We start from the raw sequence: 15,674 nt of genomic DNA, 5'->3' as shown, positions 1-15,674 counted from the left end.
GGTCCTCTCAGGAAATCAGTTTTTCAAGTTCATCTGCTGATAAACGATTGAGAGCCTCCAAGGATTTAGCCAAAACATCATGAACGGGCTGCAAATCGGGTTGCAGGGCTTGTACGGCTTCGCTGAAAGCCGCCAGGTCGGCACTGGCGAACAGGCTGGCCAACGGCACTTCGAAGCCCAGCAACTCACGCAGACGCAGGGCCACCTGCGTGGCCAGCAGCGAATGACCGCCGAGCTCGAAGAAATTGTCTGTCAGGCCGACCCGCTCCAGTTTCAGGACATCGGCCCAGACCCCGGCGACCTGCCGTTGCAGTTCAGTTTCAGGCGCCACATAGCTGTTTTGCAGCAGGCTGGCGTCCGGTTGTGGCAGGGCCTTGCGATCAAGCTTGCCGTTGGCGGTCAGCGGCAGGCTGTCGAGGAGCAACAGGTGCGCCGGGACCATGTAATCCGGCAAGTTGTGCTTGAGCGCCTGGCGCAGGCGCTCACGCCACTGGCCCTGCTGGTCAAGGTCGACCGACTGATCGGCCACCAGATACGCAACCAGCTGCACGCCGCCGGCGCCAGGCTGATCCAGCACCACGGCCTGACGGATTTGCGGCAGCGCCAACAGTTGCGCCTCGATTTCACCCAGCTCGATACGGAAGCCACGGATCTTCACCTGATGGTCGATGCGCCCGGCGTACTCGATCCGGCCATCGGCGCGATAGCGCGCCAGGTCACCGGTGCGGTACAGCCGCGCACCGTCGCCAGCGAACGGGTTCGGCACGAAACGCAAGGCGCTGAGGTCGGCGCGTTTGAGATAACCGCGTGCCAACCCGGCACCGCTGACGTGCAACTCGCCGATGCAGCCCTTGGCCACCGGTTTCAGGTCGGCGTCGAGCACGTACCAGCCCAGATCCGGGATCGGCTCGCCCAGCGGGCTGCCGGCATCCTGTTCGAGATCGGCCAGGGTCAACGGTCGGTAGGTCACATGAACCGTGGTTTCGGTGATGCCGTACATGTTGATCAGCTGTGGCGCGGCATCGCCGAAGCGTTCGAACCATGGACGCAGGCTGCGCACTTCCAGCGCTTCACCGCCAAACACGACGTAACGCAACGACAGTTGCGGAACCTGCGGCGCATCGCAAGCGACTTGCATCAGTTGCTTGAATGCCGACGGCGTCTGGTTGAGCACGGTGATGCGCTCACGGCACAGCAGCGCATGGAACTCCTGCGGCGAGCGGCTGACGCTGTGCGGCACGATCACCAGACGCCCGCCATGCAACAGTGCGCCGAAGATTTCCCAGACCGAAAAGTCAAACGCGTACGAGTGGAACAGCGTCCAGCGATCCTCGGCACCGAAGTTGAACCAGGGCTGCGTGGCCTCGAACAGACGCAGCACGTTGTCGTGAGCCAGCAGCGTACCTTTCGGCTTGCCGGTGGAGCCCGAGGTGTAGATCACGTAAGCGAGGCTGGCGCTGTCGGCCCAGACCTGCGGATCGGTTGCCAATTGATCCTGCCAGCGGCTGTCATCACCCAGCAGCAGGGTTTCGACGCGCTCGGCAACCTCCAGATGATCGAGCACACCCGGCTGCATCAACAGCAAGGCAATGCCGCTGTCTTCGATCATGTATTGCAGGCGCTCGGCCGGGTACTGCGGATCCAGCGGCAGGTAAGCCCCGCCAGCCTTGAGGATGGCGACCAGGCCGACGATCATTTCGATCGAGCGCTCGGCTGCCAGTCCCACCAGCACATCGGCCCCGACGCCCCGCGCGATCAGAGCATGGGCCAGGCGGTTGGCGCGGGCGTTGAGTTCGCCGTAGCTCAATTGCTCCTCGCCCAGGCTCACGGCAATCGCCTGCGGCGCCCGCCGCACTTGCGCTTCGATCAGCTGTGGCAAGGTGCGGGTTTGCGCAAAGGTGGCCGGCGCGCGGTTCCAGTCGTGCAACATCGCCTGTTGTTGTGCGTCATCGAACAGGCTCAGATCGGCCAGCAGACGTTGCGCGGGCGAGTCGGCCATTTGCTGCAACAGGTGCTGCAGGTGACCCGCGATCTGCTCGATCTGCGCTGCGCTGAAATGCTGACGGGCATAGGCGAACTGCAACGACAGGCTGTCGCTCAGGTCCACCAGCACCGTCAACGGCAGGTTGGTCTGCTCCTGGCTGCGCGCCTGGTCGAAACGCAAGCCTTGCGGCGCACCGTTGTTCAGCGCCTCCGACACCGGGTAGTTCTCGAACACCAGCAGGCTGTCGAACAAGCCTTCACCGCGTTGCCCGGACCAGCGCTGAATGTCCGCCAGTGGCGTGTATTCGAATTCGCGCATGGCCAGGTTCAGCGCCTGCACGGTTTGCAGCCACTCACCGAGGGATTGCTCGACACGCGGGGTGGCGATCACCGGCAGCGTGTTGATGAACAGACCGATCTGTTGCTCGACACCTGGCAACTCGGCCGGACGCCCGGCGACCGTAGCGCCGAACGCCACGGTCGGTTGCCCGGTGTAACGCTGCAACAGCAGCAGCCAGGCGGCCTGCACCACGGTGTTGAGGGTGACCTTGTGCTGACGGGCGAACGCCCCCAGACGTTGTGTCTGCTCACGGTCCAGCCAATGGGTCTGCTGGTCGTAACCGCTCTGGCCGGCAGTCGCCAGTGTATCGAGGCAACTGCGGGCCAGATGGGTCGGCTCGTCCAGGTCGGCCAGACGCTCCGTCCAGAAACGCTCGCTGGCCTGACCGTCCTGACGCTGCAGCCAGCCGATGTAATCGCCATAGCGGCCCACCGGCGCGGCCGGGGTTTCACCGGCGTAGCGTTGCATCACTTCGCCGAGCAACTGCGAGTTGCTCCAGCCGTCCATGAGAATGTGATGGCTGGTGTAGATCATCTCGAAGCGGTCATCGCCGGTGCGGACCAGCACCAGGCGCAGCAAGGGCGCCTGCAACAGGTCGAAGCCTTGTTGCAGTTGCTCCTGCGCCAGCCCGTCGAGCGCTCCCGCCAGGTCAGGCCGACCGCGCCAGTCATGCAGGCTGAACGGCAATTGGGCACGACGCTGGACGATTTGCAGCGGCTGCTCCTGCTCGGAGATCCACACGAAGCGCGTGCGCAGAATCGCATGCCGATCGACGGCGCCCTGCCAGGCCTGACGCAAACGCTCGGGATCAAGACCTTCGACGCTGACGCGCATCTGGTTGATGTAATCCCCCGAACCCTGTTCGTACAGGCTGTGGAACAACATGCCCTGTTGCATCGGCGACAGTGGGTAGATGTCTTCGACCTCGGCACCGGCGTGCGGCAAGGCATCGAGCTGTTGCTGGTTGAGCGGCGCCAACGGAAAGTCCGACGGCGTGACGCCGGCATTGCGTGCAGCGCAGCAATGCTCGATCAGCGCCGCCAGTTCGCTCGCGTACTCATCCGCCAGACGTTGAATGGTCGCTTCATCGAACATCTCGCGGCTGAACGTCCAGCCCAGACTCAGCTCGCCACCGTAGACCTGACCATTGAGCTCCAGCCAGTTGCCCAGCGGCGCCAACGGACTTTGTTCGTCCCCGGCCTTTTCGCTGGCCGGGGCGAACAGTGCGCCGTCATCGAACTGGCTGTCGAATTGGCCGAGGTAGTTGAACGTGATGCGCGGTGTCGGCAGCGCCGCCAGCTCGCGGCGGGTCGCTTCATCACCGAAGTAACGCAGCACGCCAAAGCCCAGGCCCTTGCCGGGAATCGCCCGCAACTGCTCCTTGATCTGCTTGATTGAACCGTCGAGCGACGCGGTCGGGGTCAGGCGAACCGGGAACAGACTGGTGAACCAGCCGACGCTGCGACTCAGGTCAAGGTCGTCAAACAGGTCTTCACGACCGTGCCCTTCCAGCTGAATCAGGGTCGAAGCCTGCCCCGTCCAGCGGCAGATGACCCGGGCCAGCGCGGTCATCAGCAGGTCATTGACCTGAGTGCGATACGCCGCCGGCGCGTGTTGCAGCAGTTGTCGGGTCAGCGCTTGATCGAGGCGCGTCTGTACGGTGTGCGCATCGCGGTTTTGCAGACGGGCCTGCGGATTGATGCACGGCAGGTCGACGGGTGCATCAGCCAGTTGTGCGCGCCACAGATCGAGTTCACCCGCCAGTTGCGGCGCGTGCTGTTGCAAGCGTTCGGCCCAGTGCTTGAAGGCGCTGGTCCTGGCCGGCAGGCGCAGGGGGTTGCCATCGATGCGCTGTTGATAAGCGCTTTGCAAATCTTCCAGCAGAATCCGCCAGGACACCCCGTCCACCACCAGGTGGTGCACCGCCAGCAACAAGCGTTGTGAACCATCGGCCAGGCTCACCAGCAAGCCACGCAACAGCGGACCTTGAGCCAGGTCGAAGCTGCGCTGCGCCGCAAGGCAGGCGTCCTGCAACTGTTGTTCATCGCTGACCGAAGCCTGCATCAACAGCGCGTGTCTGACGGTTGTTGCGTGGTGATTTGCGCTCCAGCCGTCGCTCGTTTCAGTGAACGACAGACGCAAGGCATCGTGATGCGCAACCAACGCCTGCAAGGCTTGTTCAAGTGCATCGGCCTCAATGCAGATCGCCGGCTTGAGCATCACCGACTGGTTCCAGTGATGACGCTCGGCAATGTCCGTCGCGAAGAACCACTGCTGGAACGGCAGCAACGGCGTGGCACCGCTGACCGGGCCCTGGTCGATCGGCCCCGCACCATCGCCCAGCGTCGCGACGCCTGCCAGTGCCTGGACGGTCTGATACTGGAACAAGTCCTTGGGGGTAAAGCGGATGCCGGCCTGACGGGCACGGGCCACCACTTGAATCGAAATGATCGAATCGCCGCCCAGTTCAAAGAAGTTATCGCCCAGCCCTACTCGCGGCAGCTTCAGCACATCAGCCCACACCGCCGCGATACGTTGCTCCAGCTCATTGCGCGGCGCGATGTATTCGGCCTTGCCGGCGCCCAATTCGGGTTTCGGCAGCGCCTTGCGATCCAGCTTGCCGTTGGGGCTCAACGGCATCTGCGCAAGATTCAGCCACTGATTGGGCACCATGTACTCCGGCAGTCCGGCGTGCAGGTGAAGCATCAGGCTGTCGCGCCAGTCTGCGCTTTCTTCGTTCAACACCACGTAAGCGGTCAGCAGCTTGCCGTCGATCACCAGCACCGCCGCCTCACGGACGTTGCCATGCTCCAGCAGACGCGCTTCGATTTCACCGAGTTCGATACGCAAGCCGCGCAGCTTGACCTGATGGTCGATCCGGCCGGCGTATTCGATCACGCCGTCGGCGCGGTAGCGCGCCAGGTCGCCGGTGCGGTAGATCCGCTCGCCATCGCCATAGGGGCTGACGGCAAAACGTTCGGCGGTCAGCGCCGGACGCTGGTGGTAACCGCGCGCCAGGCCGACGCCCGCCAGGTACAACTCGCCGAGCACACCGGTCGGCACCGGCTCGAGGTTGTCGTCAAGGATGTAGCAGCCGAGGTTGGCAATCGGCTGTCCGATCGGCACGCTGTCGCGGCCCTCCTCCACACACGTCCAGTGCGTGACGTCGATGGCGGCCTCCGTCGGGCCGTAAAGGTTGTAAAGCCCGGCCGCCGGCAGTTTGGCGAAGACTTGCTGTTGCGCGTCCGCCGGCAGCGCTTCGCCACTGCACACGATGCGTTGCAGGCGGGTGCACGTGGCGACGTCGGCGTCCTGCAGGAAGGCTTGCAACATCGACGGCACAAAGTGCAGCGTGGTGATGTGTTCGCGGTTGATCAACGCCACCAGTCTTGCCGGATCGCGGTGATCGCCCGGCGCTGCGACGACCAGCCGTGCGCCGGTCATCAATGGCCAGAAGAACTCCCACACCGAAACGTCAAAGCTGAACGGCGTCTTCTGCAACACGCTGTCGCCCGCGCCGATCTCATAGGCCTGTTGCATCCAGCACAGACGGTTGGTCAGGGCGACATGACGGTTGCCGGCACCTTTCGGTTTGCCGGTGGAACCGGAGGTGTAGATCACATAGGCGAGGTTTTCACCGGTGACCGCCACGGCCGGATTGTCGCTGGCGAAGCCCTCAAGCGATTCCTCGAGCAACAGGGTTTGCACCTGCCCGCTCAATGGCAAGGCATCGAGCAGATGCGCCTGAGTCAGCAACAGCTGCACGCCGCTGTCTTCGATCATGTAGGCCAAGCGATCCTGCGGGTATTCCGGGTCGAGCGGCACGTAGGCGCCCCCGGCCTTGAGCACGGCCAACAGACCGACGACCATTTCGATCGAACGTTCGGCAGCGATGCCGACCAGGCTTTCAGGTCCGACACCCTGCGCCATCAGCTTGTGCGCCAGGCGGTTGGCGCGGGCATTGAGCTGCGCGTAACTCAGGCATTCGTCGGCGAACTTCAGCGCCGGGGCGTCCGGGGTGCGCAGCACTTGCGCTTCGATCAACTGCTGCACGCTCAGGTGTAGCGGGTATTCGGTGGCAGTGGCGTTCCAGTCTTCAAGGATCTGCTGACGCTCTTGCGCGGCGAGCATCGGCAACGCGGCGATCGCTTGCTGCGGCTCAGCGACAATCGCCCGCAACAATGCCTGCCAATGTTCGAACAGGCGCGCAATGGTCGACGCTTCAAACAAGTCGCTGGCGTAGGTCAGGCTGACCATCAGCCCGGCGGCGGTTTCCGTGGTGTCCAGGGTCAGGTCGAATTGTGCGGTGGCGCTGTTCCATGGCAGGCCTTCGATGCGCAAATCCGCCACATCGGTGACAGGCGCCGCATCGCGCTGGTGGTTGAACAGCACCTGGAACAACGGGCTGTGGCTGAGGCTGCGCTCTGGCGCCAGCGCTTCCACCAATTGCTCGAACGGCAGATCCTGATGCGCCTGGGCGCCCATTGCAGCCTGCCGTGTCTGCGCCAGCAGATCACGGAAACTCAGGTCGCCGGCAAACTGTGCACGCATCACCTGGGTGTTGACGAAGAAGCCGATCAGGCCCTCGGTTTCGGCGCGGTTGCGGTTGGCAATCGGCACGCCGACGCGGATATCGTCCTGACCGCTGTAGCGGTGCAACAGGGTCTGGAACGAGGCCAAAAGGAGCATGAACATCGTCACGCCCTCACGTCGGGCAAGCTCCTGCAATTGGATGCTCAACGCGGATTCCAGTGGTGCATCCAGTCGCGCGCCGCGGTAGCTCTGCACCGCCGGACGCGAATGATCGAGCGGCAGCTCCAGCACCGGTTGTTCGCCGCCCAGTTGGCCCACCCAATAATCGAGCTGACGCTGACGCTCGCCCGCCTCCATCCATTGCCGTTGCCACTGCGCGAAATCGGCGTATTGCAGCGCCGGCGCGGGCAGTTCGAGCGGTTGGCCGGCGCGTTGTGCGGCATACATCGCCATCAGTTCGCGCACCATCACTTGCATCGACCAGCCGTCAGAAACGATGTGGTGCTGAGTGATCACCAGCACGTGATCATCCGCCGCCAGACGCAGCAGGCTGACGCGCAGCAGCGGCCCGTTCAGCAGATCGAACGGCCGGCGAATCTGCGCCTGCACCCAGTTCGAAAGAGTGTCCTCGGCGTCGAGGCTGTGCTGTTCAATCGTCAGTTGGCCCTGCGCATGAATCACCTGCACAGTGCGCTCGTCGTCCTGACGGAACGTGGTGCGCAACGGCTCGTGACGCGCCACCAGTTGATTGAAGCTGTTCTGCAACGCGGCGATGTCCAGCGCACCGCGCAAGCGCAGCGCACTTGGCACGTGGTAAGCGGCGCTGTCCGGCTCCAGCTGCCAGAGGAACCACTGCCGCTCCTGGGCATAAGACAACGCCAGTGCATCACCGCGTTGCAGCGCCGTCATCGGCACGCTTTCGCTATGTTGCAGGGTGGCGCAGGCGGCGGCAAAGGCTTGCAGCGTCGGTTGCTCGAACAGGGTGCGCATCGGCACATCAATTTTGAGTGTCTGGCGGACCCGGGAAATCACCTGGGTGGCCAGCAGCGAATGGCCGCCTCGTTCGAAGAAGTGATCGTTGAGCCCCACCGCGCCGGACTCCAGCACGGCTTCCCAGATCTGCGCCAGCTGCACTTGCAGCAAGGTTTGCGGCGCTGCATGAACGCACCGGGCCTGGCTCAGCTCGACTTTTGGCAGCGCGGTGCGATCAAGTTTGCCGTTGTTGTTCAGGGGCAATGCGTCCAGCGCCAGCAGGTGCGCCGGCACCATGTAATCCGGCAGTACCTGTTGCAGCGAAGCCTTGAGCGAGTCCAGCCACTGCGCCTGCGCGGTCGCAGGTTCGGTGCCTGTTTCGGGCACCACGTAAGCCACCAGTTGCGCGCCACCCGGGAAATCCTGAGCGATCACGGCCGCGGCGCGCACGCCCTCCTGCGCTTGCAGGCAGGCTTCGATTTCACCCATCTCGATGCGCAAGCCACGAATCTTCACCTGGTGGTCGATACGTCCGGCGTACTCCAGATCAGCGCTTTCGTTGTAACGCGCCAGGTCGCCACTGCGATACAGACGCGCCCCCGCCTCGCTGGCAAACGGGTCTGGCAGGAAGCGTTCGGCGGTGAGGGCCGGACGATCGAAATACTGCTGGGCCAGACAGGCGCTCGCGCCGATGCACAACTCGCCGACGCCACCGGCCGGCAACAAATGCCCGGCGCTGTCGAGCACGTACAACGCGCGGCCGGGAATGGCCCGGCCAATCGGAATGCCGAAGGTGTCGCTGGCATCGCTCAGGCGGCAGTCGTGAACGCTCGACACCACCGTCGCCTCGGTCGGACCGTAGGTGTTGAGCAAGCGCACGTGGCTCAACCCTGCTTCGTGCCACAGGCGCAGGCCTTCGACCGACATGGCTTCGCCACCGACATGCACCTGGCGCAACGCGCCCAGACTCGCGATGTTGCCGCCAGCGCATTCACGCGCCAGCAAGAACCAGTAAGCCGCCGGCAAGTCCGCCAGCGTCACGCCATGGCCGACGATCTCGTCCGCCAACCGGATCACATCCCAGAGTTCGTCGCCGCGCATGATCAGCGCCGCGCCGACACACAGCGGCGGGTAACACTGCTCGACAAAACCGTCGAAGCTGAAGGTGGCAAATTGCAGCACGCGATCATCGGCACTCAGCGCCGAATACTCGGCACCGGTCTGGCAGAACTCGCGCAGCGCCGCGTGAGCAATCGCCACGCCTTTTGGCTGACCGGTGGAGCCCGAGGTGTAAATCACGTAGGCCAGGTCATCGACCGTGGCGTGATTCAGCGGATCGCTGTCCGGGTAAGCGTCCAGCGTTTCGATGAGGTCGCCCAGTTGCAAATACTCCAGGCCCGCCGCAAGCGGCACGTCTTGCAGGAGAGCGGATTCGTCGAGCAGCAGATCGACCCGGCTGTCTTCGATCATGTAGGCCAGACGCTGGGCCGGGTAGTTGGCATCAAGCGGCACGTAGGCGGCGCCCGTTTTCAGCACCGCCAGCAGGCTGACGATCATTTGCGGGCCACGGCGCAGCGCCAGGCCGACACGTTTGCCCGGCGCCGCACCGCTGGCCAGCAGACGGTGGGCCAGGCGATTCGCCTGGCGGTTCAGTTCGTCATAGCTCAGGCGCTGGTCACCGCACTGTACGGCCAGGGCCTGCGGTGTGGCTTTGGCCTGCGCGGCAATACGCTCGTGCACCAGCCCGGTGTGCTGCAGCAGCAGCGCGGGTGGCCGGCAGTGGGCGAGCATGGCGTGTGTGGCGGCTTCATCGAGCAGCGTCAGGTTGCCGAGGCAATCTGTGGCGTCGGCGATCAGTTGCTCAAGCAAGTGGCGCAGGTTGGCGCAGAGCCTGTGCACCTGGGCGGCGCTGAATCGCGCAGCGTCGTAGCTCATCTCCAGGCTCAGCGTGGCGCCGAGTTCGATACCCAGCGTCAGCGGATAGTGAGTGCGTTCGTGGTTGTGCAGGTTGCCGAAGGTCAACCCGGCCGGAGCGCCCTGTTTCAGCGCCTCGGCGACCGGGAAGTTTTCGAACACCAGCAGGCTGTCGAACAGCGCCGAACCCTGCTGCCCTGCCCAGCCCTGAATGTCGTACAGCGGCACATGTTCGAACTCGCGCAGAGCCAGGTTCTGCGCTTGCAGATCACTCAGCCACTGGCCGACGCGGTGATCCGGGCGCGGGTTGCACACCAGCGGCAAGGTGTTGATGAACAGCCCCAGTTGCTGCTCGATGCCCGGCAGCGGCGCCGAACGACCGGCCACTGTGGCGCCGAACGCTACGCAATCCTGCCCGGTGTAGCGTTGCAGCAACAGGCTCCAGGCCGCTTGCAGCAACGTGTTGAGGGTGACTTTCTGCTGACGGGCGAACTCGCCCAGACGCCGCGTTGCAGCTTCGTCGATCACCTCGCGATGTTCGTCAGTGCCATGGCCGCCCACGGGCGGACGCAGGGCATCGGCAAGCAGCGTCGGCGCCTGCAACGGCGCCAGCGCAGCCTTCCAGAACGCCTTGCCGGCGTCTGCCGATTGCTGCTGCAACCAGCCCATGTAATCGCGGTAATGCCCGACCGGTGCCGGCAGTGAGCGCCCGGCGGCGTAGTGAGAAATCACCTCGCCGAGCAACTGGGCATTACTCCAGCCGTCCATCAGGATGTGGTGGCTGGTGTAGATCAAATGCCAGTGATCGTCGCCGGTGCGCACCAGTTTCAGGCGCAGCAGCGGCGCGCAGTCGAGTTCGAAACCCTGCGCCCGCTCCGTCTCGGCCAGCGCATCGGTGTCGGTGTTGTCCAGCACTTGCAGCGGCAGTTGCACCTGACGGCTGATCACCTGATGGGCGCTGTCCAGGCCTTGCCAGTGGAAGCTGCTGCGCAGCACGTCATGACGCGCCAGCGCCGCTTGCCAGGCGCTGGCAAAACGCTGCGGATCGAGGCCCTGAATGTCCAGACGCATCTGGCTGATGTACGCCTCGGCCTGCGGCTCATACAGGGTGTGGAACAGCATGCCCTGCTGCATCGGCGACAGCGGATAGACATCTTCGATGACAGCAGCGGCGACCGGCAACGCATCCAGTTGCGCCTGGCTGATGCGCGCCAGCGGGAAGTCCGATGGCGTGGCTTGCGCAGTGTCGAGGGCGCAGCAGTGCTCGATCAGCGCCGTCAGTTCGGCCGCGTAGCGATCAGCCAGGCTTTGCACGGTGGCACGGTCGAACATCTGCGAACTGAAGCCCCAACTCAGGCTCAATTGGCCGCCGTAGACCTGGCCTTCGACGGTCAGCCAGTTGTCCAGCGGCGCCTGTGAATCCTGGGCGACACCGCCGGACTCGGCGGATGGCACCAGCAGCGCCTGCTCATCGAACTGACGGTCGAACTGCCCCAGATAGTTGAAGGTGATGCGCGGCGCAGGCAATGCGGCCAGTTCTTCGCGCACCGACGGCGCGGCCAGATAACGCAGCACGCCATAACCCAGACCTTTGTCCGGCACCCCACGCAGTTGTTCCTTGATCGCCTTGATCGAACCGTCGAGATCCTCGGTCGCCACCAGATTGACGGCGAACAGGCTGGTGAACCAGCCGATGGTGCGCGTCAGGTCGATGTCGTCGAACAGGTCTTCACGACCATGGCCTTCCAGTTGAATCAGGGTGCCGGGCTGCCCGCTCCAGCCACTGATGGTCCGCGCCAGGGCCGTCAGCAACAGATCGTTGACTTGCGTGCGATACGCCGCCGGTGCCTGTTGCAACAATTGGCGCGTGCGCTCGGCGTCCAGACGCCATTCGATCTTTTCCCCGAAACGGTTTTCCAGGCTGCCTCCAGGACGTTCGCACGGCAGATCCCGTGTGCCGTTGTGCTGGGCTTTCCAGTAAGCCAGTTGATCGTCGAAGCGCGCAGCCTCGGTGCTCAGGCGCGCAGTCCAGCTCTGGAACGCGCTGGTCCTGGCCGGCAATTGCACGCCACCGCCCGCCGCGAGCTGTTCGTAGGCTTGCTGCAAATCTTCCAGCAACACACGCCAGGACACGCCGTCGACCACCAGGTGATGGAGGATCAGCGACAAGCGCTGAGTGCCATCGGCCATGCTCACCAACACGGCACGCAACAACGGCCCGTTGCCCAGATCAAGACTGCGTTGGGCTTCGTCGCAATGGGCGGTCAGTTGCTCGGCCGTTTCGGCCGTGCGCTGCCACAGGTCAGCGCGTTCGACCTGTGCGGCGTACGCTTGCTGCCAGCCTTCGGCACCCTCGACAAAACGCAGGCGCAAGGCATCGTGATGATTGATCACATGGGTCAACGCGGCGTCGAGCCACTGAGCATTCAGCGCCTCGCGCGGGGTCAGCAGCAGGGACTGGTTCCAGTGCTCACGCCGGGGCATCGCGCGGCTGAAGAACTGCTGCTGGATCGGCCCCAACAAGGCTTCGCCCGTGGCCGGCGCCTGATCCACCGAACTGTGACGGTCGAGGATCGCGACCAGCGCCAGACTGCGCACGGTCTGATACTGGAACAGATCGCGCGGGCTGATACGGATCCCGGCCTGCCGCGCGCGGCTGACCACTTGAATCGAAATGATCGAATCGCCGCCCAGCTCGAAGAAGTTGTCTTCCAGACCCACGCGTTGCAAACCGAGCACGTCTTCCCAGATCGCCGCCAAGGCTTTCTGCATGGCATCCTGCGGCGCGACAAAAGCTTGCTGCGGCGCGGCATCCGGCTGCGGCAAGGCTTTGCGATCCAGCTTGCCGTTGGCGGTGACCGGCAACCTGGCCAGCGTCATCAGGTAAGTCGGCACCATGAATTCCGGCAGGCTGCCGAGCAGCCAGGCCTTGACGTCCTGTTGCCACTGTTCGTCTGCCTGAGCGGTTTCCAGCACCAGGTAGCCGACCAGATGTTTACCACCCTGCACCAGCACCACCGCTTCGCGCACCAGCGGATGCTGCATCAGGCGGGTTTCGATTTCGCCCAGCTCGATACGCAAGCCACGCAGCTTCACCTGATGGTCGAGACGCCCGAGGTATTCGATGACGCCGTCGGCACGCTGGCGGACCCGGTCACCGGTGCGGTACAGGCGCGCGCCTTCGTGGAAGGGGCACGGTACAAAACGCTCGGCGGTCAGCGCCGGACGCTGGTGATAACTGCGCGCCAGCCCCGCTCCGCCCAAATACAACTCACCCGCCACGCCGCTCGGCACCGGCAACAGTTCGGCGTCGAGCACATGGGTGCGCAGGTTGGCGATGGGCCGCCCGATCGGCACGCTGTCGGCGCCTTCGTCGACACAGGTCCAGTGGGTGACGTCGATGGCCGCTTCGGTCGGGCCGTACAAGTTGTAGAGTCCGGCATTCGGCAGTTTGGCGAACACTTGCAGTTGCGCGTCCAGCGGCAGCGCTTCGCCGCTGCAGACAATCCGTTTGAGCCCGACACAGGCCTCGACGCCCGGCTCATGAATGAACGCCTGCAACATCGACGGGACAAAGTGCAGCGTGCTGATGCCGTAGCGGTTGATGGTCTCGATCAACAGCGACGGATCGCGGTGCGCGCCCGGCGCTGCCACGACCAGACGCGCACCGGTCAGCAGCGGCCAGAAAAACTCCCAGACCGACACGTCAAAGCTGAACGGGGTTTTCTGCAGCACCGAATCGCTGGCATCCAGTGCGTAAGCCTCCTGCATCCAGCACAACCGGTTGACCAGCGCCGCATGACTGTTGCCGGCGCCTTTGGGTTTACCGGTGGAACCGGAGGTGTAAATCACGTACGCGAGGTTTTGCGGATCGACGCCGCCCTCGACACGGCTTTCGCTGTAGCGATCCAGCCAGTCGGCTTCCTGATCGAGGGTAATCACTTTCACCCCGGCAGTCGGCAGCGACGACAGCAGCGCACTCTGGGTCAGCAGCAAGGTGATGCCGCTGTCCTCGATCATGTAGGCCAGGCGCTCTTGCGGGTATTCCGGATCCAGCGGCACATAGGCGCCGCCAGCCTTGAGAATCGCCAGCAGGCCAATCACCATTTCCAGCGAACGCTCGACGCAGATCCCCACCAGGCTGTCGGCGCGCACGCCTTGCTCACGCAACAGATGAGCCAGTTGGTTGGCTCGCGCATCCAGTTGCGCGTAGCTCAGGGTTTGTTCGCCGAACACCAGCGCCGGTGCATCCGGGGTACGGGCCACCTGGGCTTCGATCAATTGATGAACGGGTTGCCCGGTCGGATAAACCGCTGTTGTCGCGTTCCAGGCATGAACCAGCCTGTGCTGCTCATCTGCGTCCAGCAATGGCAGTTCACCAACGCGTTGCGCGGGATCAGCGACCATGGCCTTGAGCAGACGCAACCAGTGGCGCGCCATACGCTCGATGGTCGGCGCGTCGAACAGATCGCTGGCGTAAGTCAGGGCGGCGTGCAGCTTGCCGCCCTTCTCGTAGGTGTCGAGTGTCAGGTCAAACTGAGTGGTGCGGCTTTGCCAGTCGAGGCTGTCGAGCACCAGGCCCGACGCGGTGCCGAGGGCGGCGATATCGGCCACCTGCGACTGGTGGTTGTACATCACCTGGAACAGCGGCGTGTGACTGAGGCTGCGCTCCAGTTTCAGCGCTTCGACCAGTTGCTCGAACGGCAGATCCTGGTGCGCCTGGGCGCCGAGCGCCGTCTCTTTGATCGCCTGCAACAACGCATCGACGCGGGTCTGGCCATCGATCTGGGTGCGCAGCACCTGGGTGTTGACGAAGAAACCGATCAGGCCTTCGATCTCGGCGCGATTGCGGTTGGCAATCGGCACGCCGACACGGATATCGGTCTGCCCCGTGTAACGGTGCAGCAGCGCATTGAACGCGCCGAGCAACAACATGAACAAGGTGACCTGATGCTGTTGCGCGGTGGTGCGCAACTGGTCGGCCAACGGGCCGTCGACGGCAAACTCGTAGCGCGTACCGCGATAGCTCGGCATGGCCGGACGCGAATGGTCCAGCGGCAGTTCCAGCACCGGATGCTCGTCGCCCAGCTGCGCCTGCCAGTACTCCAGTTGCCGCGCTTGCTCGCCAGCCTCCAGCCAGCGACGCTGCCACAGCGCGTAATCGCTGTACTGAACCGGCAGGGCCGCCAGCGCGGGCGACTGGCCGGCGTCAAAGGCGTCATAGCAGCGGATGAATTCGTCGATCAGCACATTCATCGACCAGCCATCGGAAACGATGTGGTGCAGGGTCAGCAGCAAGACGTGCTCCTGTTCGGCGAGCTTGAGCAACGTCACCCGCAGCAACGGCCCGACCGCCAGATCGAACGGCAATACCGATTGCTGCTCGGCGGCACGCACGACAGCCTGCTCGCGCTCGGTGGCCGGCAGCGCACTGAAATCTTCGTGCTGGATGTTCAAGGTGGTCGGGGCCGGCACTTGCAGCAGGCTGTCATCCGCCTGGCGCTGGAACACCGTGCGCAAGGTTTCATGTCGCTCCACCAGCGCAGCAAATGCCTGCTCCAGCGCTGACAGGTTCAGCCGTCCGGTCAGGCGCACCGCGCCCGGCAAGTTGTAGGCGCCGCTATGCGGATCCAGCTGCCAGAGAAACCACATCCGTTGCTGCGCGTAGGACAACGCCTGGCGATCGTCGGCCTCGATCCCGGCGGGAATCGGGAAACGGGCGAAATCCACGCCCTCCTTTTGCAGGGCCGCGAGGAACATCTGGCGCTTTTCCAGGGGCAACCCGATAAACCGGCGAGCAAGTTTCAAGGAGTCTTCAGCATTCATTTCTCAGCATCCGGATCAGTAGGCAGGAAGCACAAAGGCACGTCGTCCCTATAAAACGAATGCACACCGGAAAAATTAGCGAATGAGAAGAAGTATCAGCAGGTCA

At 63.9% G+C, this 15,674-nt stretch carries 1 protein-coding gene; it reads right to left on the bottom strand.

The window, feature by feature from the left end:
* Nucleotides 1-7: 7 nt before the first annotated feature.
* Nucleotides 8-15,568 carry a non-ribosomal peptide synthetase gene (locus I5961_RS09635; protein WP_227235047.1) on the bottom strand — a complete coding sequence of 5,187 codons (15,561 nt, stop codon included), beginning with the start codon at nt 15,566-15,568 and terminating at the stop codon, nt 8-10.
* Nucleotides 15,569-15,674 lie beyond the last annotated feature (106 nt).

The organism is Pseudomonas sp. IAC-BECa141, assembly GCF_020544405.1.
Taxonomy (GTDB): domain Bacteria; phylum Pseudomonadota; class Gammaproteobacteria; order Pseudomonadales; family Pseudomonadaceae; genus Aquipseudomonas.
This window is presented reverse-complemented; position numbering and strand designations above follow the sequence as displayed.

Excerpts from the sequence above, each read along its gene's own strand:
- I5961_RS09635 (WP_227235047.1), bottom strand. The coding sequence starts at position 15,568 with ATGAATGCTGAAGACTCCTTGAAACTTGCTCGCCGGTTTATCGGGTTG.